This window comes from Pseudomonas sp. FSL W5-0299, assembly GCF_005930655.1.
Taxonomy (GTDB): domain Bacteria; phylum Pseudomonadota; class Gammaproteobacteria; order Pseudomonadales; family Pseudomonadaceae; genus Aquipseudomonas; species Aquipseudomonas mandelii.
On the sequence record NZ_RXHX01000040.1, the window covers coordinates 30,685 to 56,498 of the forward strand.

Here is a 25,814-nt window from a genome sequence, read left to right on the forward strand (position 1 = left end):
TCCCGCGTATGCCCGAAGGCGTGTTTCTTATTAGAGTGTTTTGTTGCCTTGGCGCCAGAGAGTATCGGCAGCTGAACGACCGATCAACAGCCCGTCGTCTGAACGCAAAACCGTTGACGACCGCCGGCCTGCAAGCCGTCGACCCAGGCTTCGCAAATCTGAATGCCTTGCTCCGGGGTAAAGGTGCCTGGGTTGAGCCCCGACTCCAGCCACAAACCATCAAGCAACGCGCTAAGGCTGATGGCGGCCAGGTCGGCATCGAAGTGTTCCCAGCCCTCCTCCTGCGCCAATTCGGTCAGGACTTTACGCAAGATGCCGCGATACTCTCCGTAGGAATGCTCGTGCGCGAGGTTGATTGATTCCGCCGTGCGTACAGCCCCCCAGAATGCCAGCCAGGCATCAATCAATTGCGGGTCGAGTAATTCGGCTGAAAACGAGCCGCGAAAAAACGCCGACAAGCGTTCCCGGGCGCTGGGTGCCGCGTGTTCCATGGCTTCGCGCAGCAACCCCATGACCCTGCCAGTAATCGCCCGGTAGGCCTCGGCCACCAATTCGTCCTTGCCGGAATAATGATGGCTGATCAACCCGACCGAGACGCCGGCCTCGGCGGAAATCTTGCGGATCGATGCGCCCTGAAAGCCGTGGCGCTTGAGGCAAACCAGCGTGGCTTCGATCAGGTTGGCCTTGCGCAACTCCGGCTCCATGCGGGAAAAACGGGCTTCCTGACTCATGCGCGACACTCTCCGTGGATCAATCATTAGGGCGCGGCGGTGAACGCCGCGGGCTGAACGACTGTACAGCAAGAGCGTGGCAAGTCTCCAGTCAGTCGCGATAACCCGGCGCCACCCGCTCAAGCAATCGCAACAGCGCGGCCCAGGCCAACTGCATGGCATCCGGGTCGCTCAACTCCCCTTCGTCCAACGGCCGGCCAGGATCATTGAACTGACGTTCGGTGTGTTCGCACACCTCGCTCGGCGGCAAGACCAACTCACCGGCAGCCTGCGCAGCGAGCTGGATTTCACAGGCTTTTTCCAGGTAGTACATGCGCAAGAAGGCTTGGCTCACAGTCTGGCCAACGGTCAGCAAACCGTGATTACGCAGCATCAGCACCGGCTTGTCGCCAAGGTCCTGCACCAGGCGCTGCTGTTCGCTCATGTCCAGCGCCACGCCTTCATAGTCGTGATAGGCCACCCGCCCGTAGAACTCCATGGAGATCTGATTCACCGGCAACAACCCGCACTTCAACGCCGCGACCGCGCAGCCGGATCGGGTGTGGGTGTGCAGCACGCACTGCGCATCGTCACGGGCACCATGAATGGCGCTGTGAATCACAAAACCTGCCGGATTCACGGGATACGGCGACGGCTCCACGGCCCGGCCATCAAGGCCGATCTTCACCAGATTCGACGCGGTGATCTCATCGAACATCAGCCCGTATGGATTGATCAGGAAGTGATGCTCAGGCCCCGGCAGTCGCACCGAGATGTGGGTAAAGATCAGATCGGTCATGCGAAAGTGCGCGATCAATCGATAACAGGCGGCCAGTTCCTCGCGCAGATGCTGTTCCGTCGTGCTGCGCAGCGGGAGGGCGATCTCGTTCATTGTTGCGGTTCTCCAGGGTGATCGACTGCGCAAAACAGTAAGGCCGGACGCGGTGAAACGTCCAGCCGCCAGCGGCTATTTGCTGGCCCAGGCATTAAAACGCTCTTCGAGTTCTTCGCCGTGATCGACCCAGAACGCCACGTCCATCGACAGCGCGCCTTTCAGGTTTTGCGGCGCCGTGGGTACCCATTGCGCGAGTTTGCCGTCGAGTCTGGCTGCCGCTTGCGTATTGGTCGGGCCGTAAGGGATCTGCTCGACATACTTGACCTGCGCGTCCGGCTGATTGGCGAACGCGATAAAGCGCTTGGCCTGATCGACATGTTTCGAGCCTTTGATGATCGCCCAGTAATCCATGCCATACAGACTGCCCGGCCACACCAGCCCCAGGTGACTGCCGTTTTGCGCGGCTGCGGCCACACGTCCGCTGTACGTCGAGGTCATCACCACATCCCCGGCCGTCAGCCATTGCGCCGGTTGCGCGCCGGCTTCCCACCACTGGATGTAGGGTTTGAGCTCGGTGAGCTTGGCGAAGGCCCGGTCGACACCTTGCGGCGTGTTCAACACTGAATAAACGTCTTCGACTTTCACGCCGTCGGCCAGCAACGCGAACTCCAGGTTATACACAGCACGCTTGCGCAGCCCGCGTTTGCCGGGGGTTTTCTGCACATCCCAGAAGTCGGCCCACGACGTCGGAGCCTGCGCCAGCTTCTGCGTGTCGTAGGCAATCGCCACGCTCCACACCAGCGCTGCCGAACCGCACGGCTGCGCGGCGTCGGGAATCAATTGTTCGACGCGACCGAGGGTTTTCCAGTCGAGTTTTTCATACATTCCTTCATCGCAACCGCGCATCAGGTCGGGGCCTTCTATCTGCACCACGTCCCAATCGGCGTTGCCGGTGTCGACCATCACTTTGATCCGGGCCATCTCACCGTTGTATTCGCTTTGAATCAGCTTGCTGCGATCCGCAATGCTGAACGGCTGGAAGAACGCCACATCCTGGGCTTTCTGGCCGGCGCCGCCGTAACCCACCACCACCATGTCCGGTGCTGCCTGAGCGCTGCCAAGGCTGACGGCCAAGGACAGCATCAAGGGATAAAAACCGTGCTTGAGCGTATTCGATTTCATCAGTGGTTCCTCTTGCAGGTGTCACTCGACTCAACGTCGACGTGGCCCTTTTTTATTGTTGTGAGGTTCGCCCCAGGTGCGGGCGCCAAACGAATCTACTGCGAGGCACAGTAAAAAAACAAGTTGATTTTTTACTACAGGTAAATTTCTATAGGCAAATAATAACACCGAAAAGCCGGCCTTTCGGCTGCAGCCTGCCTGGAGTAACCGTCCCATGCCGACCTCGTCCCCCGCTTTTGCACACCTGTTCGAACCCTTGCAGCTGCGTGGCAAACGCCTGAAAAACCGCATCATGTCCAGCGGTCACGACACCTCGATGCCCACCGACAACCTGGTCAACGAGCAACTGATCGCTTACCACACCGCTCGGGCCGAAGGTGGCGTCGGCCTGATCGTGTTGCAAGTGGCCGGGGTGCATGACAGCGCGCGGTACACCTCCCATGTGCTGATGGCCACTGACGACGCTTGCATCGAGGGCTATCGGACGATCGCTGAACGTTGCCATGCGCACGGCACCGTGGTGCTGTCGCAGATCTTCCATCCAGGTCGGGAAATCATGGAGTCCAGCGATGGCTTGCTGGCCGTCGCCTACTCGCCGTCAGCGGTGCCCAACGAGCGTTTCCGGGTGATGCCGCGTGCGCTGGATCAAGCGATGATCGACGAGATCGTCGCCGGTTACGGCGCCGCTGCCCGACGTCTGTACCAGGCCGGAATCGACGGTGTGGAAGTGGTCGCCAGCCATGGCTACCTGCCGGCGCAATTCCTCAACCCCAGGGTCAACCATCGCACCGATGGCTATAACGGCGAGCTGGAACAGCGGTTGCGTTTCCTGCGTGAAGTGATCGCGGCGGTGCGCGCCAACACCGATGAACACTTCATCGTCGGCCTGCGCATTTCCGCCGATGAACGCGATCCCGAGGGGCTGACCGAGGACGAATCCCTGGCCGCCGTGCAATCCCTGCAACCGATTCTGGACTATGTGCACATCGTCGCCGGCACCTCGGCGTCTTTAGGCGGCGCCGTGCACATCGTGCCGCCGATGGCGATCGAAGCCGCGTACCTGGCCAAGGAAGCCGGAACGTTCAAGGCCGGGTTGTCGATTCCACTGTTCGTCACCGGCCGCATCAACCAGCCGCAAGAAGCCGAGCTGATTCTGGCTCGCGGCCAAGCCGACGTCTGTGGCATGACCCGCGCCCTGATCTGCGACCCGCAAATGCCCAACAAAACCGACACTGGCCATGTCGAAGACGTGCGCGCCTGCATCGCCTGCAACCAGGCCTGCATCGGCCACTTCCACAAAGGCCTGCCGATTTCCTGCATCCAGCACCCGGAAACCGGGCGTGAATTGATCTTCGGCCAGCGACAACCAGCGGCCCAACGCAAACGCATCATGATCGCCGGCGGCGGACCGGCCGGGATGAAAGCCGCCGCCGTGGCCGCCCAGCGCGGCCATGACGTGACCCTCTACGAAGCCAGCTCGCAACTCGGCGGCCAGGTCTTGCTGGCGCAACTGCTGCCCCGGCGTGCCGAATTCGGCGGCGCCAGCACCAACCTGCAACGCGAAATGGAACTGGCCGGGGTGCGCGTCGTGCGTAACACCCGCGTCGACCGGGCGCTGGTCGAACGCGAACGGCCGGACATGGTGATCGTTGCTACCGGCGCCGAACCGTATTGGCCGGACTTCGAGCGAGGCGGCGAGTTGCAGGTCGTAGACGCCTGGCAAGTGCTGCGCGAGGAGGTGCAAATCGGTCGTTCCGTGGTGGTCGTCGATTGGCGCGCCGACTGGATCGGCCCCGGCATCGCCGAACGTCTGGTACGCGCCGGGCACCAGGTGCAACTCGCCGTCAACGGCACCCATTGTGGGGAAAACCTGCCGCTGTACGTGCGCGATCAACTGGCCGGCGAACTGCACAAACTCGGCATCCCGATCACCCCCTACGCCCGCCTCTACGGCTGCGACGACAACACCGTCTACCTGCAACACACCGCCAGCGGCGAACCGATGCTCTTCGAAAACATCGACACACTGGTGCTCTGCCAGGGCCATCAACCCGTCGACACCCTCGGCGCCGAGCTGCAAGGTCTGGTGGAATTTCGTCGCATCGGCGACTGCCTCGCCCCGCGCACTGCCGAAGAAGCCATCTACGAAGGTTTGAAAGTCGCCTGGGCGCTTTGAGGCTGTTTTATACTCCGGGGCTTTTACACACCCCGGTTTGGAGCACGCCATGAGCAACAGCAGCAAGATGCCGCCTGCCAGCAGCGCGCCCACACAGGACAGCGCCACGGCAGAACCGCATTTTCTCGGCACACGGATTCGTGGGTTGCGTAAACGTCGGGGCATGACCCTGGCGGAACTGGCGCAGATGAGCGAGCTGACGGCGGGGTATATCAGCCAGCTGGAACGGAATCTGGCTTATCCGTCGATTCCTGCGCTGTTCAATATCGCCCGCAGTTTGGGTGTGACCATCCAATGGTTCTTTGCCAGCGAGGGCAATACCGCGCCTGAAGACAACGGCGTTGTGGTGCGCAAGAACACTCGGATGAGCGTGCATTATGAGGACGGGATTGTGGATCAGCTGCTGACGCCGCAGCCGAATCGGCAGTTGGAAATGCTGCACTCACGGTTTCCACCCGGGACTTACAGTCAGCAGAGTTACAGCCATGAAGGGGAAGAGGCTGGGTATTTGCTTTCGGGGAGTTTTGAGCTGTGGGTGGGGGAGCGTTATTTCCAGCTGAATGAAGGGGACAGTTTCAGCTTTTCGAGCCAGGAGCCGCATCGGTATGGCAATCCTGGTGAGGTGGACGCCGTGGTGATCTGGGTGATTACGCCGCCTTCGTTTTGAGGGCATAGCGACCTCAGAGCGGAGACAAAATCAGGGTGTCGGCAAATTGCACGAAAAAACCGGCGTTTAGCCGGTTTTTCTTTTTACTCGCTCATTTACAACCAACCGAACCCTTTTCCCATCATGGCTGCCAAGCCCAGCGCCGTGGTGATCAACGCGCCGAACAGTAAACGAAAATCCGTTCGAGCGTCTTTGCGGTGCTCCCGAAAATCCGTTCTAGCCTCTTGACGGTGCTCACGAAACTCCACGCGAAGGTCACCAATGTCACGTCGGACGTATTCGATATGCGTCTCAAGTTTAGATACTCGCGGTTCCAATGGGTTTTCTCCTGGAGGACCTGATGGTCTTCGTCCATTCTCGTCAGTGCCACTTCTTTTGTTGCTCGGGAAGCGGTCGGGGTAATGCTCATCAAGGTTTACCAGCACAAAAGGTTCACTCATCGCAGACCTCCAGCGCTACGGTTTTGCTGCTGTCTTCGACAACGATATCTGCCAGCACATTGAGCGAATGCAGGCGAATAAATCCGCAGTACTTGCAATTAAGCATCACCGCCGGCGTGCCGGAGCGGAAATACTCTTTGCCACACGCCCAAGGCAACCCTACACCCGTCGCCCCGGCCTGGAGTGGTAACTCCCACTCATCATGCTCACAGAACGGGCACCCGGTATTCTTTATTCGCGCTTTGAAAATGTTGGCCAACCGCCCGGTATCCAGATGAAGATCCCCAGGCATTGGCTTGCCTCGTGACACCCCGGTCTGATCATTACTCTGAAAACCATCTTCACTGCTGCTGTACATCGCTACCTCCTCCTTGAGGGAATAAATCATCGATTAACCGATCAACCAGAAGATGGTGCGTAACGTCCAGCCACCTGCTCGACCGCGAAGTCATTACGGATGCCTTCGCTGAAAAACGAATATACCTTCGATCAATCTCGGACGTATCCGCGTGCGAAGTAGGACGATTCTCTCGTTTGTGTCAGCCCGGAATTACGCCTGTGAGATCCGTCCACGGGCTCTTGCGAAAGCTGCCAGCGCAAGGTCACAGGTTTCTCTGATGAGTGGGGTCTTCGGTTGTAAAGGTCAGTGGCCGTTCCGGCATTGCACCGGCATCGTCTTCAGGTTCTGCTTGAGGTCTGGAAATAATCGGGGCCACCAGTCGCAACACACCCCTCTCAATCAATGAGAGAAGTCCAAAAGTAATGAAGCCAAAAATCAGCCCGACAACCAAAATGCTCAATGGATGAATTTGCACGGCGTCGGAGCTGTCCAGCATGTAGAGAAAAGCCTGAACAGCGACGGCCACACAGGCCGCCAGGGCTGCAATCAGCTTGATAATCAACCAAAGCCGCCGCCATCTATTCATGCTCTTCCCCGCTATCCGGTGATTTCGCTCTTTATTGCATGATAGCTAATGGGCGGGATGCGCCTTTTTTTCTCGCTTGGTCGGGCTTCGCTTCTTTGTCAGAGTGGGGTCGGTACCAGAATATCCGGGTGACTCTCGCTGAAGTTGTAGGCAAACTCCGAGAGTTGCGTAAGGAAGCGCGTTACTGTGCATTTCAGCAAGCTACCGCCTTGTTGCCCCTATCTTTGTCGGGATACTCTCCAGACGTCGCTGCACATTCAGCGATCGGGCGTGAGACCCCGGGGACAATCAAGGCGCAAAGCGCCACAGAACCTATGCGGCGTTTTTTTTCGTCAGCGAATCGGTTTTATGGCGGCTGTGCGTGGGAGGCTTTCGGGCCTACCGGTTACCTTGATTGCCGGGTCTCACACCACGCACGGCTGCCACCCCGCTTTTGAGACAGCGAAGTGGCAGTTCTTCTAATCAAGGGAACTGATAATGAACAAACTAAATCCGTTCGAAATAAAGCCTCTCACGCACCTGCCTTCTGCGCGGTGCTGTTCGTCACCTATTCACCTTTGCGTCTATGGAGGTGATCAATGAGCGAACCAACAGAAGCAAAAACCATCGGCTTCACCCCCATCTACTGCTCAGGAAAAGCGATGTTCCACGTCAGCGCTGGAGTGCCTGTGAGTGATGCATTGGCACAGGCCTCTGATTTTCTGTTCCTGGCCAAGGCGTTCACGGAAGACGCCGCCTACGTAAGAGACACCGACCGTCATGCCTGGGCCGCGCACTATTTAACGGCGATGGGCAAAGCGCTGCTTGATGATGTGGTTAAGGCGGTAACACCCAGACCTGATCGGAAGGACAAGAAAGCCGCAAAATAGCGGCTAGCCATCCTGAGTAATCACACCAATGTATCGGCGCGTTCACGGTTTAAAATGCCCTGACCGAGGCATTGGAAACAAAAAAGCCCCGTAACTTTTCAGCTACGGGGCTTTTTTTATGTAATGGCGGAGAGATAGACCGCCAAGCTATTGTCCCGTAACGTCCGAAAAAATACAGACCGTCTAGTTAAAACGTGGCCTACGGCCTAGTATACGTCCATTAATGTCCAAAGAGTTTCCGCTAAATCCCACTGCTAATGGGGGAACAAATGGGGGAACGGCACGTGGACTCAACAATTTCTGGTGAGTGAATACACGTGGGAAAACTAAACACAAAGCAGATCGAAAATTTGTCTGAGCCAGGTACTTACGAGGACGGCGATGGACTGCGCTTAGTAGTAAAGGCCAGCGGGAAGAAATCTTGGGTTCTACGGTTTCAGCTGGCCGGAAAACGCCGGGAGATGGGGTTGGGTGGATTCCCCGACGTGAAGCTAAAGGATGCACGTTCTGAGGCGGTTACTCAACGACAGCTCCTTCAAAAGAAGATAGACCCTCTCGCTGAGCGCGAGGCCACACGTTTGGCAGTGGCAAAAGCAGTGCTCGCCGAACAAGCCAAAGCCATCACTTTCAAATCCGTTGCCCTGGACTACATAGCGGCTCATCGCTCAGGCTGGAAAAACGCGAAGCACGCCCAACAATGGGAAAATACGTTAACGACCTACGCATACCCCGTACTGGAAAATTTAAACGCTAAGGAGGTGACCACTGAACATGTACTCAAAGTGCTCAACCCGATATGGCAGGTCAAACCAGAAACCGCGTCCCGTGTTCGCAACCGAATGGAAATGGTGCTCGATGCCGCAAAAGTGCGAGGTCTGCGCGAAGGGGAAAATCCAGCCAGGTGGCGTGGGCACCTCGACAAACTGCTGCCTCCACGCTCCAAGGTTAAAGCTGTAGTCCATCACCCAGCACTACCGTGGGTAGAGATGCCTGCGTTCATGAAAGAAATAAGAAAGCAAGACGACCTCAGCTACAAAGCCATGCAGCTGACCATTTTGACCGCGTGCAGAACAAACGAGGTTCTCGGAGCAACCTGGGATGAAATTGATTTAGAAAAGGGAGTCTGGAAAATACCGCCTCATCGGATGAAGGCGGCTAAAGAGCATCGCGTGCCTCTGAGTAAAGCTGCCTTGGATCTGCTCAATGGTTTAATCCGGCTTAGTGGTAATGCCCACGTGTTTCCGGGGGCCAGGGAAGGTAAACCTCTGTCCAATATGTCGATGCTGATGTCGCTTCGCCGCATGAACCGCACCGATTTAACCATGCACGGTTTTCGCTCCACGTTTCGCGATTGGGCAGCGGAATCGACTCAATACCCAAGAGAGGTCTGTGAGCTGGCCTTGGCACATGTGCGGCAAGACAAAGTGGAGGCGGCCTATTTTCGCGGAGACCTATTTGAGAAGCGGCAAGCCATGATGACTGACTGGGCTGTATATGTGACTCAGCCTTCTGATGAGTGAATTGCCTCTCCTGCATCGTTTATCGATGCAGGAGAGGTTCGTAACCGTGTTTCACTTTTCCCCGCAGAAGTCCCTACACGCTTTTGATGAGCAAGTCCCTGCGTCTCGGCGTTTGGCCGACTGAACAACATTCTTCCGCGGGTAAGTACCGAAATGAGCCTCTATGTGCTCGCCTACAAACTCAAACGAATGATGAGCATCTTTGGCATCGCAGGACTGCTTGAGGCGATCAGGGCCTAAATCCACGCTTGCTCGCCCATTAGTAGCCGTTCGGACCGCTGACGCGGCCCAAACGACATTACGAACGTCTATGTAGCTGACTTAGGTAGTTCTCGCGTCCGCCCGCTGATTCCACAGACACCCCACTGACTCTCAGTTTTCAACGTATTTAGCGCGTTTTCACACAGCCTGGGTCGTTCTCTGCCGCTCAAGGCCACGAGCGTGCGGGTCAAATCCATAGCAAATGGCTGGTCAGGTTGAACGCAATTAGGCGGTCAAGTCTGTGTAAATACCCAACGAAGCTCCGCCCACTTCCCCTCCAGCCACCCTGCCCTCTTCATTTTCAGCTTTTCATTGCCACATTTCGGGCATCGGTCAAACCAGTCCGCCGGCCCCAAGCAATCACTTTTTGGGGCCACGACTTTCTTCCAACCACATTCGCCACATTCAAAGGCGAACGGCTTCGGTTTTATCGGCATCTTCAGCTCCTCGGGTAATCCACTTCGTGCAAGAGCACCAGCTTTCTTTTCAGCTGCTCGACGTGTGCTTTTTCTGCTCTGAGGGCCGAGCGAAGCTCCTTGTTTTCCATTTCCCAGATCTGTGCCCAGCGAACCGAAGTGCGACAGGCAAGCATCATCCGCCACATGCCGCGCAATCTCAGAGACTGGAACACCAGCACCACCAGGATCAAACCCAGCAGCAACAGCGCGACCATCGACACCATGTCCAACGTATCCATATTCATTTCCTTGACGAGTTCGGACAACGCCGAAGACAGCGACAAGATATGTAGTGTTAAACGACAGGTCTAGAATGTAGACTTATACAGGTAAACAATTCGCGCAGATGGAGACGCCATGAAACGCATGCAGGATATCAAGCAGGTTCGCTGGGACCTGGCACTTCGCTATCGGTTGATCGAAACCGTTGCCTGGTGGGAAGGCCGCCTGACCACGGGGCACTTGATTCAGAGCTTCGGGATCAGTCGGCAGCAGGCGTCGAAGGACATCAATACCTACATCACGGAACATGCGCCAAAAAACCTTACATATGACAAGCATCTGAAGGGTTACGTACCCAGCAAACAGTTCAAGCCCCGCTTCATTGACGACAGTGCCAATGCCTATCTTCACCTGCTGAACCAGACACATTCCCGCGCACCGCATATAGAAGGCCTGGCCTTGGCGTATGCCCACACGATGGTGCTGGAGGTCCCGGACCGCACGATTCGACCTGAAGTGTTGCGGCCACTGCTCAAGGCCTGTCGCGACAGCGAGGTGATTGAAGTCGAGTACGTCTCCCTCGCCAACCCGGAGCCAGAAACCCGACTGATCGCACCTCACACCCTGATTTACACCGGCATGCGTTGGCATGTTCGGGCGTATTGCGAGAAAAATCGCGAGTACCGTGATTTTGTGTTGAGTCGCCTGCGCGGCCAACCGGAGTATGAGCGCAAGACCGAAAACCTCATCGACGCGGACCTGGACTGGAACACCGAAGTGGCGGTGATCATCGAACCCGACTCACGGCTTACACCGGCACAGAAGGCGATCATCGAAGTGGACTTCGGGATGGAGGCTGGCGTACTGGTCATTCCCACGCGCCGAGCGCTAGTCAAATACGTGCTGCAACGTTTTCAGATCGACCCGAAGAAGCATGACCCTAAAGCAGCCGCGCAACAGATCGTGGTGCAAAACCTGGATGAACTGAAACCCTGGCTATATGAATGATTCGGCGTCAGTCAGCTAACCGTAAATGATCACCATGGCCCGTCTGAACCAGCCGGGCTTTGGTCAATGTCGACTCATTCGATTGCTGAAAACGAAGACGCTCCACTGGCGTTCCAGCTCACGACGCATTCTGACCATCCCCGTCCCTATCCTGTTCTCTCTCAAGCGTCAGGACACTTCCAATGCGTACCGCCCTCATTCCATTCGCCCCCGACAACCAGCGTATCGACGACACCTGTCCACTCTCGCTGAAGTGGTGTTTCCAACTGCTGCTGGAGCTTGGCGGACACCGAAATCTTCTCGGTCGGCACGGCTTCAATGATGATGACCTTGCGCTCGGGATGGGCCTTGGGAAGTGGGTCGAGGCTGATGATTACAGTGCGGCCGATGCGCTGAAGGGATTGCGTCAGGGTGCGCGTAAGCTTCAGGCTGATCATCCGCAGGTCTCGTACCCCGACAGCCTGGGGAACAATCTCGCAGAGCTGGGGACACTGCTCAAGTTGAACGAGGCTGAGTTGCGCATACTGGGTTTCTGTGTGCTGATGCATTCCGATCCCGTGCTGAGCGAGGCCACCGATCAGTTGGGTACGCTGGGTTTGAAACGCGCGATGAAAGTGTTGTCGGTATTGCTTGGCCTGACACCAGCACAGGTAGAGGCCGGCGTTGGGCCTGAAAGCGCGTTGATACGGGCGGGTTTGCTGGCGATTGGCACCGGTCACCGGGTCGCCTTGGCACTCAGTTCCCTGCTGTATACCAGCCTCTCGAACTTGCCCGGATTGCTGCGCTACAGCCAGGGCACACCGCTTGACATATTTTCCTACGCGTTCCGTTTGAGCCCGCCAGGAAGCCTGACCCGTGAACATTACAACCATGTAAAAGGTCCTATGGATATCGCGCAGCGCTACCTTTCCAAGGCCTTGCGACAGGGCAAGGCCGGGGTCAACATTCTGCTTTACGGGCCGCCAGGCACTGGCAAGACGCAACTCACACGACTGCTGGCCCGCCACTTGGAAAGCGCGCTGTACGAAGTGGCCTGTACCGATCAGGAGGGCGATCCGGTGTTTGCCAATCAGCGCCTGTGTTCCTTGCGTGCAGCCAATAGCGTTCTGCATTCACAACGGGCGTTGCTGGTGCTCGATGAAATCGAAGACGTTTTCCAGGCTGCCCACGCCAACGTCAATGCGCGCTCACAGAAGGGCTGGATCAACCGCATGCTCGAAGAAAACGTGTTGCCGTGTTTCTGGCTGAGCAACAGCATCGAGACCATCGATCCCGCGCATATCCGCCGCTTCGACCTGGTGATTGAAGTCACTAACCCGCCGCTGGCACAGCGCAAACAGATGTTGCGCGAGTGTGTCGCCGGCAAGCTGAGCGACGAGTTGGTTGAACACCTCTCAGCCAATGAGCAGGTCACACCGGCGGTGCTGGAGCGCGCCGTGCGAGTGGGCCATAGCGTCTCCCAACGCGCAGGCAAAACCCTGGACAACACCATCCGCTGCATTATCGATGGCACCTTGAAAGCCCAGGGTTTTACCAAGCTGAACAACACCGGCAGCCATGACTTGCCCGCTTTCTATTCACCACGGTGGATCAACGCCGACTTGCCGCTTGCCGGCCTGGTCGATGGCCTGCGTGCTCATCCCCATGCACGGCTGTGCTTCTATGGCCCCCCCGGAACCGGCAAGACTGCCTTCGGCCGCTGGCTGGCGCGAGAGTTGGGTAAACCGTTGGTGGTCAAGCGCGTGTCCGACCTGGTGTCCCCCTACGTGGGTATGACCGAACAAAACCTGGCAAGCGCCTTTGAGCGTGCCCAACAGGAAGAGGCCGTGTTACTGCTCGATGAGGTCGACAGTTTTCTGCAGGACCGTCGCAATGCGCGGCAGAGCTGGGAGATCACAACGGTCAACGAGATGCTCACACAGATGGAAAGCTACCGTGGACTCTTCATCGCCTCCACCAACCTGATGAACGACCTGGACGAGGCCTCGCTGCGACGCTTCGACCTGAAGGTGCATTTTGGCTATCTGACGCCGGCACAGGCACAGGCATTGTTTGCTGCACACCTGAACGAATTGGGCCTTAAAGACCCGAAGCACATCGCATGGCAGCAACTGCGCGGTGAAGGGCAGTTGACGCCGGGTGATTTTGCCGCCGTGGCGCGACGCGCACGCTTCAATCCGTTCGCGAGCGCGGATGAGTTGGCGGCGGCCCTGTTGGCGGAATGTCGACTGAAGTCCAAGGGGCTGCAACGCCCCATCGGTTTCGTTCATTGAGCGGGGTGCAGCCGATTGAACCTATGCCACGAAAGCCTTCGCCACCAGCCGCGGCAGAACGTCTGCCGCCCTGCCCGTCAGGCTGAACTCGCGCCGCCCTTCTACAGGTTCAGGCTGCACATTAATGTGCAGCACCTGCGCGCCATGCTGCAAGGCGATTCGCGGGATCTCGGCCGCAGGCTGGACCAGGCCGGACGTACCGATCGAAAGTAAAACATCACAGTCCTGCGCTGCCGAAACTGCCTTGCGCCACACGTCATTGGGCAACGATTCGCCAAACCAGACGACACCAGGTCGCACTTTGCCGTTGCAATGCCGGCAGCGCGGCGGCTCGATGCAACGCCCGTCTTGCGGCTCATCGAGTTGATCCGCACTTAATGCGTACGGCCGCGCACAGGCAAAGCAGCGCGGTGAACTCAAACTTCCGTGCAGGTGCAAGACATCGTGGCATCCCGCACGCTCAAGCAAGTCATCGACGTTCTGGGTAACCACGGTGAGCCTGGGCACCCGCAACGCCAATGCGGCGATGGCCCGGTGCGCTGCGTTCGGTTGTGCGCCAAGGACCTTGGCACGTCGCCACTCGTACCAACCCCATACGAGGGCGGGGTCATTGCGGAACGCTTGGGCTGTGGCCAGTGCAGCGGGGTCGAAGTTCTCCCACAGGCCGGTCAAGGCATCGCGAAATGTCGGGATGCCACTTTCTGCAGAAATGCCTGCGCCGCTAAACACCACGACGTGGCGTGCGCTACGCAACTGATCAACCTGGAATTCCATCACGACCTCTTGCATGTTGTCAGCGTGGCCTCAGTACTGCTCAATTCAGTGAGCTACCGGGAAGCCGTCACCAACGGATAACGCACGTCGAAGCCCACCATGAACAATGCCCGCTCCAGATCCAGCAGTCTCACTTCACGCCCCTGCGCGGCGAGCACCCGGATCACCGCGTGGAGGATGCGACTGGTCACCCGCACAAGTCCGGCCCAGATTTCGGCAGGATTGGGCCCCTTGATGCTGCTTCTGTAAAGATTGATAAATTCGAAACCTTCTTGCGAAGGGTCGCGTGTTTCGACGTTATTGTTGGGCGTTTTTTGATTGGGCCCCCAGCGAAACGCCAGGTCTGGCGGTACAACGCTCCCCCCGATGCCTTCGAGCCATTTACGCACCAACAACCCCAGCGCAGCCCCTACCCGTCCATCATAGATGATGATGCCGTCCGGGGCGGCAGCGGCGTAAATCTTGGTCATTGCGGAGTTCATCAGCAGGTTAGTGCCATCGAAAGCCGTGAGCGATTCGTTGCTTGCGGGTCGAAGCAATTTCACCGCCTGCAAGATCGAATGGCACAGGGTCTGGTCGGCGAACCGGGTCTCGACCCACAGCAAAGAGGCGTCGCCCGGCTTATTGGCGACACCTCCCCATTTGAATATCTGCAGGCAGGCCTCTCGCGCGGCAAAGCAATCGTTCGCAGCAAGTGCCGTGCGAAGCCGCGCCGCAATGCTGGAAAAGTCATCAGGTGCTTTCTTTTCCGGCCAGGAATAATGCTTGGCGGCCTCGGCCAGGGTTAGGCACCACCACTCCTTGTTTTGGGGCCGGGTCAGCTCCTTCCATGGCGTCCATGAGTGATGCCTGGTGATTGAATAACGATGCTCGAATGAACCCGGACCGCCTGACCATAGTGTTGCCAAATGATCGGCAAACGCCTGTTGAACCGGGCTGAGACATCCTGCCTTCAACTCTTCAACAACCCGTTGATTCGGTTCGACAACCGCCGCTACGGCCACGGACCGCGTCGTCAACCAGACCGCAGTGGGCTGTTTCGAGCGGATCCCCACAACTCCCAATTGCTCAAGAATCGGAAGCACGTAGGTGATATTTCGCGGACCGTAGGTTCCACTGGAAAGTTCTCGGGCGACCTTGCAAAGCGGCCCGGCTTTTTTATGGTCATTATCGGATTCGATCACACACGGATTACCGGCGTGGTGGTCGTTGACGTGCAGATATTCCAGCACGGCTTCGAAGGCGGCTTTCGGGATCGCAAGCGTCGTCTTGCCCACCGCTACCTTGACCCGCTCGGGCGTCACACTGTCTACACCGAATTCAGAACGTCGCGACGGTGTTTGAAGCGTTCCCAATGCCCCCATCATTGGCCACAAAGATGAGATTTTTTGAGCTGCCACTTGCGTCATGCTGACTTCCTTGCTGAACACGAGAATAAGATTGCCGGCGGACACTACCCCTCCCCCTGCGTCCTGCGCAAGATTTCAACCTCCGCTTCCATCGACTTGTAATGCCGGTAAATCTCATACCCTTTCTTGGCGATGACTACGACGCCTACAGCGGCCAGAAAATTTTTCAACATGGTCACACCCTCAGTTGTTGGAAGGTTTGATCATGATCAGGGGCCGCGACAAATTGAGTCGCGCCGAGCAAAAGTGGCGTTGATGCACCCACCCCACTCAAGCTTTTCCCGGCGATGCCGATAGACGGCAATGGACCATGCTCCACTGGCATGAAGCCCCACACCAACAAGGACGTTGCGTATGCCTCTTGTAACCCGCTTCACGGTTCTCCCCGGACCGACCTCTCGACCAACACTTTCTACAGACATTGGGCAATTTCAATGCAGCTTCGCTGAACTGACGGCGCCTGTCGGCTGCGATTTATCCCCCCATCGGAACATCGGGCACGACACAAAATGTCGCGGGTACGCCTGACACTCAGCCCCACCAGGCTGACTCCATCACACAAGGAACAGTAATGAACGCGCCCCAAGACCTTAACCGCCTGTATTCCGACGTTTCCGACAGTATCGCCGGCGCCATGGCCGACATTCTGGATTTGAATGTCGAGCACAAAGACGGCAAGCGCGAAGTCGGCAACATGACCGAGAAGCTTCGCGCCATCCAGGCTCAGTTCGATGGCGAACTTGATCAGCTGAAGACGCATGCCGAGTGGGACATGTTCACCATGGCGTTTTTCGGCGAAACCAACGCGGGCAAGAGCACGATCATCGAGTCGTTGCGCATTCTGTTCAAGGAAGAGTCCCGGCAAGCATTGCTGGAACAAAATGCTCACGACCTGGTGAAGTACGAAAAAGCGCTGGCCGAGCATATCGAACGATTGCGTGAAGGCCTGAATGCGGTTTACGAGGAACATGCCGCGCAAATCTCTGACATCCGCCAGGGCACGCGCCGTCTTTGCGAGATTCTGCAGGAAGAGACAGCTGCCAGAAACCGCATCGCTGAAGCCGAAGCGCAGGCCCGAACGGCACTGGCAGAGCAAGAGGCCAATGCCCGATTGAAGGCCGAACAGGAAGTCGCCGCACAACGGCTAAAAGCCGAGCAGGACATAGCTGCGCAACGTTTGAAGGCGGAACAGGAAGAAGCCGCGCAACGCCTACAACTGGCCCAAGACCAATCCAACGCCAAAATCAGGACAAAACTGATTGCTTTTGCCTGTGGCGGAATGGTGCTGGGGGCAGCCGCATCGGCGCTGCTGTTGAAACTGGCAGGAGTCTGAGATGAGCAACTTTGAGCTCGACGAACTGTTCGATCAAGCGACCGCGGTGCCTGAAGACGCGCCGGTCGCTAACCCCTTTGCTCACATCAAGACCCAATCGGCCGCCATGGATGACGTGCTGAATCAGCGACTGGCCGATGTATTTTCCGGCGCTCTGGCACTTGACCGAAAAAAAGCCCTGGCCTTGCGTATCGACGGGCGGATCATCGGCACCGGCGAAGCGGATTTCACCAAAGGCAATACGTTCTACACGCTCAACTACAAGGGCAAACGCTTCCAGTTGATCGATGTACCCGGCATTGAAGGTGACGAGGGCAAGTATTCGCACATGGTCCGTGAAGCGGTGGCCAAGGCGCACCTGGTGTTCTACGTCAACGGCACCAACAAGAAGCCTGAAAAAGCCACCGCAGAGAAAATCCGCTCCTATTTGCGTCTCGGCACCCAAGTGTGTCCCTTGGTGAACGTGCGCGGCAACGCCGATGCCTACGAGTTCGAGGAGGACCGGCAAGCCCTCGAAAGCGGTGCATTGCAGCAGACCGTGGGCGTGCTCGAGTCTGTGCTGGGCGCCAAGGCCATGCAGTCTGGCCACTGCGTGCAGGGGTTGCTGGCTTTCTCGGCGCTGGCCGCTGCACCAGGGACGGAACGTACGACCATCCACCCTTCCCGGGATCGCGACCTGGTCATTCAGCAACGGAATTACCGCAAGTATTTCGCCTCGCCGAAGGCCATGTACGAGTTCAGCCAGATCAAGTCAGTCGCCCAGGTGCTTCACGGAAAACTGGGCACCTTCAAAGAAGACATGATCGAGAGCAACAAGACCAAAGTTCATGAGTTGCTGGTGGAAAACCTCGCCATCCTGCAAGAACTCCACACCAGCCATGAAACGTTCGTGGCCAGGACAGAACCAGAGTTCGACAAATGCCGCATTGCCGTCAAAGACGGCTTGGCCAAGTTCGAACAGTCCGTCACGAAGGGCCGAAAAATCCTGTGGGACCGACTCTTCACTGACATGAGTGCGACTGCCGACGACATCGTCGAGGAACACTTCGGCGAAAACGAATTGGTCGCCAGCAAGATCCAGCGCGCCTTTCGCGAGCGCCAGGAACAGCTGAAAGAAGAATTGCAGACTCAGTTCGAAAAGTATCTGGCGGAGTTGCAAAACGATCTGGTGCAGGCCATGCAGCGGCTGCTGGAGGACGTTTCGAGGGTTGAGTTCGAGCAGGCAATCGCTTACGCAGGCGCGGACCTTAACGCGAGCTACAAGACACCGGAGCTGGGCCTTGGACTGGATTTCAAAGATTACGGCTGGATGCTGTTCAACGTAGGGTCCTATGCCCTCGCGGGCGCCGGGATCGGCACCGCATTCCCTGTCGTCGGCAACCTTATTGGCGCAGCTGTCGGCGCTGCGGTGGGGCTCTTGATCAACCTCATGAACTTCCTCCTCAGCAAGGAAAAACGCATTCGCAAAGCCCAGGCTCAAGTCCAGGACAAGATCGCCGAAGCACGCGCCAATGCCGCCGACTCCCTGCGTGATGAGCTGAAGGCTTTGCTCACACCTGTTCGCAGTCAAATCGAGGCAAAAGTCCTCGGACAAGTCAACGACATCCATGCATCCCTGATTCGCCCGCTGCACATCATCAAGCAGCAGATGGCATTGATGCAGCGCACCAAAGATCAACTGGAGAAAATGCCCCATGGAACAATTCACGCAATTTAATGTTGATAAGCAAACAGCGATCAAAGGCCTGGATCAGCTTCGAGTCATCCTGAAAGAGTTGGGCGAGCTAGGCAGTGACGTCAGTGCCGAAATGGAAAAGATCGATTCAGCCGTCAAGGCAATCGAATCCGACGTTTTGCGCATTGCACTGCTAGGCGCCTTCTCCGACGGCAAGACCAGCGTGATCGCCGCATGGCTGGGTAAAGTCATGGCCGATATGAAGATCGACATGGACGAATCCTCCGATCGCCTGGCGATCTACACGCCAGAGGGGCTGCCGGGCAAGTGTGAAATCGTCGATACCCCCGGCCTTTTCGGTGACAAGGAAAAGACCGTCGATGGCGAACAGGTGGTTTATGAAGACCTGACCAAACGCTACATCTCCGAAGCGCATCTGATCCTGTACGTCGTGGATGCCACCAACCCGCTCAAGGAAAGCCACAGCGCTATCGCCAAGTGGGTGCTGCGCGACTTGAACAAGCTGTCTTCGACGGTCTTCGTCATCAATAAAATGGACGAAGTGACCGACCTGACCGAACAGGTGCTGTTCGATGATCAGGCCACCATCAAAAAGGACAACCTGAAAGCCAAGTTGCAGCGAGTAGCCAACTTGACCTCGGAAGAACAGGCACGCCTGAACATCGTCTGCCTGGCCTCCAACCCCGGTGGTCGGGGTCTGGAGTTCTGGTTCGGCAAGCCCGAGCACTACGAAAGCCGCTCGCGGATCAACGACCTGAAGGCCATGACCAGCCGCATCCTGCAAGACAACGTACCTGCGGCACTGATGGCCAAGACGGGCATGGACGTTGTGCGCGATGTCGTCGGCCAGCATGTGGCACGGGCCGAAGAGCAATTGGGCAGACTGGATGCCTTTGCGCAGCAGAACGCCGAGGAGTCCGTGCGGATCAACCAGGATATTTCCAAGGGCCGTCGCGAGGTGAAACGCCTTGCCGGGGAGCTTTTCGATGAGCTGAACAATCTTGAAAAAGACTTGCTTGGCAAGCTTCGCCCGCTGTCGCTGGAAAATATTCGTGACTTTCTCGAGGATGAAATCGGCTACACCGAAGAAGGTGTCGGCTACAAACTCAACCTTAAAATCAAGGCCGCCATCGACCGCTCGTTCGATCAATCCTCCAAGGTCACCAACCGCATTTCCCAGGACATCGGCCGTCAGCTCAACTCAAGCGAAAGCTTCCTCAATGCCATGAGCGAGGGCGCACTCAAGTCCATGGGTGGCGCCGCTAAAGGTATTGCCAACCTGAGCCCGGACATCATCAAGAGTGCAGTGTTTGCTGCGAGAGATGCACTGGGGGCCGTGACCGGAGTGGTTTTCAAGTTCAAACCGTGGCAGGCAACCAAAATTGCTGGCGCCATTTCCAAGTGGGCTGGCCCTGCAGGCGCTGCCTTCACCCTGACCTCGGACCTTCTGGGTGCCTACAAGGCTCACGAACTCGAGCAGGAATTGAAGACTGCCAAAGAATCCATCACCACGATCATCAAGAGTTCGTTCAAGGACATCTACGACCTTATTGGCGATGACGAAAAGCTGCTGGACTTCTTTGCACCGCAGCTCAAAGAGTTTGAGAAGATCGTCGCAGCCGTTGATGAGCGCTCGAAATTCATTCGCAGCAACCAGGAAAAGCTGATTCAAGTACGCGAAAAACTGAACGCGCTGGGGCTGCCAGGCAGCACAGAGCCTTCAATGCGAGCGTTGACCGCTTAACCAGGGCTTTAACGCCGCCAGGAGCAGCACGCTGGCGGCTACCCTTTCCTCAATGCAACCCGTCATTGCCCAGCTTCACCCGCGCATAAAAAATGATTGCGACTGCCGGAATCAATGCCGAGTAACCGGGCTTCAATGCTGTCTTGACGTTGGTAATCACTCGTCCGACCGTCGTCGCCGCCAACAGTTTTGGCACCATCGCCAGCAGGTTAGGCGACACGAAGCTGCCAACGGTTGCCATTGTAATCTGCGAACTGACTGAGCCAGATGCCTGCGCACCCATCGAGGCTGATGACTTGAAGCAGGCACTCAACGTTAACCGTCCCGCCAAAGCATCGACGTGCCTGAAATAGTGCTCTGCCGACAGGGTTTTCAGGTCCGTTTCAGTTGATTTGCTGAGTTCATGCCCTTCTGGAAACGCGTTATGGAAGAACCTGCGGACCAATGCGCCCTCAAGCTCCAGGATGGTCGTGCACTTATGCAACTCGTCTTCATCCAATTCAAAATGCGATGCCAGCATTTCAAGCACTTCGGCGTAAGGCAAACCTCGGCGTCGCGTCATGTTGGCCAGGCAATGGCCGCCCAACAGTTGAAATTCCCGGGTGAAGGCGTAGTGCTTTTCGTTTGAGTCCTGGTTGTCGTCAAGGGACGTCCAGCTGCTGTTCTTGAGGTGCTTGATCGCTTCCTCCAATAACGTTGGGTGCGACGGTTCAAGGTGTTCAAACAGGTCGTAGAGCAGATAATCCGTACGCACGTGATCATCCTGCAGATCGCCTTCCTTGTTCAGAAGAACCGGATAATGCTGCCCCTGGAAACCGGCAAAGACAGTGACCGTCAAAACCTTGTGCAGGTTCGGCCAGTAGTCTTGATGGCCGAAACCGGTCATCGAAACATTCTCGAAATTCGTCACTTCGTGGCGCCCCAGGCAAGTTTCGTCTGCGTTCATCAGCAGCATCCTGTCGGACCTGGAGTAGGCATTGATCAACCGTCCTTTGATACAGGCCTTGAGTCCTGGCACTTCGTCAGCCTTCACTTCGACAGCAGCGGCCATCAGCAGTACATCGCCGATGGTGAGGCTATAGCCGTCGGGTTGGCGAACCAGTTTCCTCAAGGCACTGACCAGCACTCGGCCGCCCAATGAGTGGCCGATCAGATTGATTTCGGCCACCTCGGGATGATTCGCCTTCAAGTAATCGTGCAACTCACTGAGCAGGACATCACCCATTTCCGTTGCCCGGCGACGACTGAGGGCAAAATGCGCCACGCGGTCCGCTACAAATGCAGCGGCCGTTGCATAGGGATACAGGCGGCCGGCGGCGACAACGAGCTGCTTGGTGGTGTTGGGCACCTGCAAGTAATGGCCCGAGCGCCAGAAGCCAAGAATGTTGATGCCATTGTGCAGCGTGGAGGGAATCTGCCTGGACAACAATCGGCGATCCTTCAGATCGTGCCCGGCGGAATACCCGTGAACGAACACGTTCGCCACTGTGCTGGCACTGTGCGGCAGGGTCAAGAACCTGAAGTGTTTTACCAAAAGTGAAGCTCCGTTCTAACCAGGATTTTTCAGTGCCATGGGCACACTTCGAAACAAGCCCTTTGCCTATTCGCCTGTGGATCCCGATCTTAAAAAAGTGATAGCTTATCGCCATTCCGCGACACAATGTACTCCCGTAAACTCCTCCCCCGGTTGCTTTTTCACCCTCCCCCCCCGCACAAGGAAAATACCGTGCCGTCAGCCAAATCTCATTCCACGGTCAGTCGTCAATGGGAACTGCTCAAGCTCCTGCCCAAACGCGATTCAGGCATCACCGTGACGGAACTGCTGGCGCGGCTTGACACGTGTGGCTACCAGACCAGCCGGCGTACGGTCGAACGCGACCTGGTTGATTTGTCCCTGGTGTTTCCATTGCAGTGCAGCGAAGACGGTTCACCGCAGGCCTGGCACTGGACGCCGGGGGTGAATGTCGAGTTGCAAGGCATTACCTTGACCGAAGCCTTGAGCCTGGCGCTGGTTGAAGATGCCATTCGCCCGTTATTGCCCGCCAGCATGTTGAGCGTGCTGGAACCGCGCTTCGTGCATGCCCGGCGCAAGCTCAAAGGCCTGGAAGACGATAACCCGGCAGCTCGCTGGCTGGAAAAGGTTGCCGCCGTGCGACCGGACCTGAATCTCCAGGCACCGGACATCGATCCGCACCGGCTGGAGTCATTGCAGAAGGCATTGATCAATGAAAGTCAGGTGCAGTGCCAGTATTACTCCGCACACACCGACAAGTTGAGCGAGATGACGCTCAATCCCCTGGCAATCGTGCAGCGCGGGCTGGTGACCTATTTGATTGCCACGGCGCATCCGTACACCGATATACGCCAGTTTGCAGTGCACCGTTTCCGCACGGTCGAGCAGCTCGACAGACCTGCCGAGGGCGTGCAGGGATTCGACTTGCACGCCTACCTGGCCAGCGACGCGTTGCAGTTCGGAACGCCGGAGAAAATTCAGTTTCAGGCATGGGTGAGTGAGCGCCAGGCACGCTTGATCCGCGAGACACCGCTGAGCCCGGACATGACCCTGGAACAACTCGAAGATGGCTATCGGGTGCGCTCGACGCTGAGCAACACCTGGCAACTGCACTGGTGGATTCTGTCCCAGGGCGACGCCATGGTGGTCGAACAGCCGGCCGAACTTCGCGCTCAGATTGGCGAGACGCTGCAGCGTGCGGCCGCTGCCTATCAACCACTTGATGAGGTCGCGGGAACAGTGGTTTCGCGGGTTAACGAGCAGGCGGCGGCACAATCCGCCGCGTCTGTCGCGTAGGACCCTGGCTAAGCCACCGGTTGGGGCTGGTCACACAGTGGATACCGCCCCACGCAGACAACCTCGTCGATTGGGCCCGCTCTGCCAGTGAAAGGTGCCATTTGAAATGGGGCGGCGAACTACTGCTCCTGGACCACCACGTCTCGTTCTTCCAGCATGCGCACGAACATCGTCAGGATTTGCGATACCATTCGCGGAGGCGTTTTTACACACTCTGGGCCAAAAGAAGACGTTAGCAAACGCCCTGCATCACCCCAAACCGGCCGATCGCGGCGTCGATGAAAACCGAGTCGATTCATCTAGCCTTGATCGGCAGTTCTAATAATCGCCGTCTGGGTCCCTGCAAGCCGCTTTCCTGCATGCACATGTACGATGCCATTCCAGTCGACGCGCAAGTATCTCTTCGAAAGGACGGTGCATTAGTGTTTGAGATCCGTTTGCGTGGCTCTTCAGTGAGATAAGTACGTTGGTGACATCATGAGGGCTTGGATAGAAGCTTGATGCGAATCTATTTTTTGGAGTGGGGAGCCTATATGTCTATGCGCGTTTTGGCGACTAATGTAATTGCCCCTCAGATCGAGGGCGGCCAATGCTAACGGCAATCCTGCACGGGAAGGCAGGTCGCGTTGAGATTGATGGACACCAGCTAAGTTGGCGCACCTTGTTTCGCAAACGTGAAGATCTACTGACGAGCGTGTTGTTCGGGCGCATGCCCTATTTGTCTAGCTGTGTCCATGATGCGTTTCTACGCGTCCTGCTCGGCAACGAATGCGCGGTCGATCTTGGACAGTTGAGCGATATCCAGTTCTGGCCAAGGTTGAGTGAAAGTGAAGGTCGCAGATATGTCGAACCAGATGTACTGATCGAGTATCCCCATCATCGCCTGCTGATCGAAGTGAAGCCGCCATTTGGTGGTATGCAAACCTCTAGGCAATGGCGAGCGGAGGTCCAAGCCCTTCACAGACAAAACGATGAGCCAAAACAAATCATTTTACTTGCCTTAGGCCGCAATCATCCCAAATGGCGGAGCTCGGCAGATAAGCTCGAAAGAGAATTTTCGTCGATAGCCCTCCGTGTGATTTGTCTGGATTGGCCAGAACTTCTGAGAAGGCTTGGGCTCATCCGAGATCTGGCGGACAGTCGGGATGAGCGCGTCTTCCAAGACTGGTTCGAAGCGTTTCGATTGTTCGGCATGGTGAGCGATACCATGCCTTTCAGCGACCTGCTACCGCTGTGTAAAACACCCGACGGTTTCCGCAAACAGCTTGAGCTTGTTCAAGACTGGACGACCCTTGCAAAAATACCAACGCGAAGCGCCAGCACCCAAGATTGGGCCGCCCTGCTGCCGATTGCGCAAACATTAGAAAAGGAAGAGCTAGTACAGTGGACATGACTCGCGAACAAGCCGCTTCTCTCGTAAATCAGGTACAGAACTCTCATCGCTTACTCGCAGGGTTCTACAAGCGGCTCTTACCTGCTCTGGATGAAATGGCTGCCAAATTCGGAGCCGGCTTCTGGTTCTGGGACCCAATCAATTTTGACCGTCCATGCCGGTCTGCCACCAAACCTTCCAGCAAGTGGGCGTGGGATTACTTGCCTCTGCTCAATGCTCAATTCGTGTATGCGCGAACTGATGAAGAACAGCAGGCCGTTATCCAATTTCAGTTGCATACGGACCCATCAGTTCTCAAACGGAATCGTCAAGGTAAGGGGCAGCCTGATCCGCTGAACCTACCTGATGCGACAGCAGTCATTCGCATCTATGCCTATTGGTTGAATGAAAGTTCGGTTCTGAATATCAAGCAGCAGTGGGAGGAGGCCGAATATCCCAAGGGGGATGCGTTTTCGATTTCGACGCTGACTAAAGAGTTGAAAGGAACGTGGTGGGAGGTTGATCTGGCTGACTTTGTGGTTGCGCCGCAGGGTACGGAAGAGGCCATTGGCAGGTTCATTTCATTGCCCGCTTCCGACATATGACGATAGTCCGGAGCCTCTTGTCGTCCGCGACTGCTAGTGCGGCCCGGCCGAGTTGCCCCCCCCCCCCGCGCCGGAGTCAGAGTCAGAGTCAGAGTCCAAAGGATATACCCGATAGATTGTCGGTTCAGGGTCTAAAAGGAATCGGTTCAGGGTCGCTCTCGGCCAATTCTATCAACGCTGACCGGCATCTATGCCTCATTGGCTGGCTTTCGCGAAAGGCTATTTTGGGTCGATTACAGCCCTTGGCGACAGGTAGATATCGGCCAGATCCGGACACTGAGCTGACTGCAACGAGAAATGGGAACAATCTCCCCAATATGCTGGAGCAGCTACAGCAAGCGGATGGGCGTCTGGTTTCGCTCTACTCAAGACAGCACCACCAGGATTGTGCATACGGTACTTCGTACCCAGTCTCAGGATACTTTTTTCGAGAACAAACAAAACCCCTACCTGCATACGCAGATAGGGGTTTCGGAATTTAATCTTGACGATGACCTACTCTCACATGGGGAAACCCCACACTAC

Annotated in this window: 22 protein-coding genes; 12 read left to right on the top strand and 10 right to left on the bottom strand. The window is 56.9% G+C overall.

Annotation, left to right across the window (positions count from 1 at the left end; genetic code table 11):
- Positions 1-83 precede the first annotated feature (83 nt).
- The 3 genes from FHL16_RS29145 to FHL16_RS29155 form a co-directional block, all read right to left on the bottom strand.
- Positions 84-731, bottom strand: a complete 648-nt coding sequence (locus FHL16_RS29145; RefSeq protein WP_077750046.1) for a TetR family transcriptional regulator C-terminal domain-containing protein — start codon at positions 729-731, stop codon at positions 84-86.
- A 91-nt stretch (positions 732-822) separates the two neighbouring features.
- Positions 823-1,602 (bottom strand): class II aldolase/adducin family protein, encoded by a 780-nt coding sequence (locus tag FHL16_RS29150; RefSeq protein ID WP_077750047.1) that lies wholly within the window; start codon positions 1,600-1,602, stop codon positions 823-825.
- A gap of 75 nt (positions 1,603-1,677) precedes the next feature.
- The gene (locus FHL16_RS29155; protein WP_077750049.1) at positions 1,678-2,727 is read right to left on the bottom strand and encodes an ABC transporter substrate-binding protein; all 1,050 of its coding nucleotides are present in this window, start codon (positions 2,725-2,727) and stop codon (positions 1,678-1,680) included.
- A 214-nt stretch (positions 2,728-2,941) separates the two neighbouring features.
- On the opposite strand from FHL16_RS29155, the gene FHL16_RS29160 reads away from it, so the two are divergent.
- Together FHL16_RS29160 and FHL16_RS29165 are read left to right on the top strand one after the other, a co-directional pair.
- The gene (locus FHL16_RS29160) at positions 2,942-4,903 is read left to right on the top strand and encodes an oxidoreductase (RefSeq protein WP_077750050.1); all 1,962 of its coding nucleotides are present in this window, start codon (positions 2,942-2,944) and stop codon (positions 4,901-4,903) included.
- 67 nt (positions 4,904-4,970) lie between these two features.
- Positions 4,971-5,570, top strand: coding sequence for a cupin domain-containing protein (locus FHL16_RS29165; protein WP_077750072.1), 600 nt, complete (start codon positions 4,971-4,973; stop codon positions 5,568-5,570).
- Between the two features lie 95 nt (positions 5,571-5,665).
- On the opposite strand, the gene FHL16_RS34275 is transcribed toward FHL16_RS29165, so the two are convergent.
- The 3 genes from FHL16_RS34275 to FHL16_RS29180 form a co-directional block, all read right to left on the bottom strand.
- On the bottom strand, positions 5,666-6,010 hold the full coding sequence (locus FHL16_RS34275) for a hypothetical protein (protein WP_197678981.1): 345 nt from the start codon (positions 6,008-6,010) through the stop codon (positions 5,666-5,668).
- The gene (locus FHL16_RS29175; protein WP_077750054.1) at positions 6,003-6,368 is read right to left on the bottom strand and encodes a hypothetical protein; all 366 of its coding nucleotides are present in this window, start codon (positions 6,366-6,368) and stop codon (positions 6,003-6,005) included. Before FHL16_RS29175 ends, FHL16_RS34275 begins: the two co-directional genes overlap by 8 nt.
- A 244-nt stretch (positions 6,369-6,612) precedes the next feature.
- A complete protein-coding gene (locus tag FHL16_RS29180) occupies positions 6,613-6,936 on the bottom strand; it encodes a hypothetical protein (RefSeq protein WP_077750055.1) in 324 nt (107 codons plus the stop codon).
- Between the two features lie 578 nt (positions 6,937-7,514).
- Between FHL16_RS29180 and FHL16_RS29185 the strand changes: the two genes are divergently transcribed.
- Together FHL16_RS29185 and FHL16_RS29190 are read left to right on the top strand one after the other, a co-directional pair.
- A complete protein-coding gene (locus tag FHL16_RS29185; protein ID WP_077750056.1) occupies positions 7,515-7,805 on the top strand; it encodes a DUF3077 domain-containing protein in 291 nt (96 codons plus the stop codon).
- A 317-nt stretch (positions 7,806-8,122) separates the two neighbouring features.
- The gene (locus tag FHL16_RS29190; RefSeq protein ID WP_077750057.1) at positions 8,123-9,325 is read left to right on the top strand and encodes a tyrosine-type recombinase/integrase; all 1,203 of its coding nucleotides are present in this window, start codon (positions 8,123-8,125) and stop codon (positions 9,323-9,325) included.
- Positions 9,326-10,025: 700 nt separating this feature from the next.
- On the opposite strand, the gene FHL16_RS29200 is transcribed toward FHL16_RS29190, so the two are convergent.
- The gene (locus tag FHL16_RS29200; RefSeq protein ID WP_077750061.1) at positions 10,026-10,283 is read right to left on the bottom strand and encodes a hypothetical protein; all 258 of its coding nucleotides are present in this window, start codon (positions 10,281-10,283) and stop codon (positions 10,026-10,028) included.
- A 118-nt stretch (positions 10,284-10,401) separates the two neighbouring features.
- On the opposite strand from FHL16_RS29200, the gene FHL16_RS29205 reads away from it, so the two are divergent.
- Together FHL16_RS29205 and FHL16_RS29210 are read left to right on the top strand one after the other, a co-directional pair.
- Positions 10,402-11,274 carry a helix-turn-helix transcriptional regulator gene (locus FHL16_RS29205; protein ID WP_077750063.1) on the top strand — a complete coding sequence of 291 codons (873 nt, stop codon included), beginning with the start codon at positions 10,402-10,404 and terminating at the stop codon, positions 11,272-11,274.
- Positions 11,275-11,456: 182 nt separating this feature from the next.
- A complete protein-coding gene (locus tag FHL16_RS29210) occupies positions 11,457-13,547 on the top strand; it encodes an AAA family ATPase (protein WP_077750064.1) in 2,091 nt (696 codons plus the stop codon).
- 21 nt (positions 13,548-13,568) lie between these two features.
- Here the strand turns inward: FHL16_RS29210 and FHL16_RS29215 are convergent, their stop codons facing one another.
- Positions 13,569-14,321, bottom strand: a complete 753-nt coding sequence (locus FHL16_RS29215; RefSeq protein WP_077750073.1) for an SIR2 family NAD-dependent protein deacylase — start codon at positions 14,319-14,321, stop codon at positions 13,569-13,571.
- A 53-nt stretch (positions 14,322-14,374) separates the two neighbouring features.
- Positions 14,375-15,775 carry a hypothetical protein gene (locus tag FHL16_RS29220; RefSeq protein WP_177346262.1) on the bottom strand — a complete coding sequence of 467 codons (1,401 nt, stop codon included), beginning with the start codon at positions 15,773-15,775 and terminating at the stop codon, positions 14,375-14,377.
- 526 nt (positions 15,776-16,301) lie between these two features.
- Here FHL16_RS29220 and FHL16_RS29225 point away from each other — a divergent pair.
- The 3 genes from FHL16_RS29225 to FHL16_RS29235 are packed head-to-tail and all read left to right on the top strand — an operon-like array spanning position 16,302 to position 20,503.
- Positions 16,302-17,063: a hypothetical protein gene (locus tag FHL16_RS29225; RefSeq protein WP_077750065.1), complete on the top strand. Its 762-nt coding sequence runs from the start codon at positions 16,302-16,304 to the stop codon at positions 17,061-17,063.
- Position 17,064: 1 nt separating this feature from the next.
- Positions 17,065-18,780 (top strand): hypothetical protein, encoded by a 1,716-nt coding sequence (locus FHL16_RS29230; RefSeq protein WP_077750066.1) that lies wholly within the window; start codon positions 17,065-17,067, stop codon positions 18,778-18,780.
- Positions 18,758-20,503, top strand: coding sequence for a LeoA/HP0731 family dynamin-like GTPase (locus tag FHL16_RS29235; RefSeq protein ID WP_077750067.1), 1,746 nt, complete (start codon positions 18,758-18,760; stop codon positions 20,501-20,503). The genes FHL16_RS29230 and FHL16_RS29235 overlap by 23 nt, the downstream gene beginning before the upstream one ends.
- 49 nt (positions 20,504-20,552) lie before the next feature.
- Here FHL16_RS29235 and FHL16_RS29240 read toward each other — a convergent pair whose 3' ends face one another.
- Positions 20,553-22,037, bottom strand: coding sequence for a DUF726 domain-containing protein (locus FHL16_RS29240; RefSeq protein ID WP_077750068.1), 1,485 nt, complete (start codon positions 22,035-22,037; stop codon positions 20,553-20,555).
- Positions 22,038-22,229: 192 nt separating this feature from the next.
- Between FHL16_RS29240 and FHL16_RS29245 the strand changes: the two genes are divergently transcribed.
- The 3 genes from FHL16_RS29245 (at position 22,230) to FHL16_RS29255 (ending at position 25,289) form a co-directional block, all read left to right on the top strand.
- On the top strand, positions 22,230-23,312 hold the full coding sequence (locus FHL16_RS29245; protein ID WP_077750069.1) for a helix-turn-helix transcriptional regulator: 1,083 nt from the start codon (positions 22,230-22,232) through the stop codon (positions 23,310-23,312).
- A gap of 589 nt (positions 23,313-23,901) precedes the next feature.
- Positions 23,902-24,705 carry a hypothetical protein gene (locus FHL16_RS29250; protein WP_077750070.1) on the top strand — a complete coding sequence of 268 codons (804 nt, stop codon included), beginning with the start codon at positions 23,902-23,904 and terminating at the stop codon, positions 24,703-24,705.
- Positions 24,696-25,289: a hypothetical protein gene (locus FHL16_RS29255; protein WP_138739093.1), complete on the top strand. Its 594-nt coding sequence runs from the start codon at positions 24,696-24,698 to the stop codon at positions 25,287-25,289. The genes FHL16_RS29250 and FHL16_RS29255 overlap by 10 nt, the downstream gene beginning before the upstream one ends.
- The last annotated feature ends 525 nt before the right edge of the window (positions 25,290-25,814 follow it).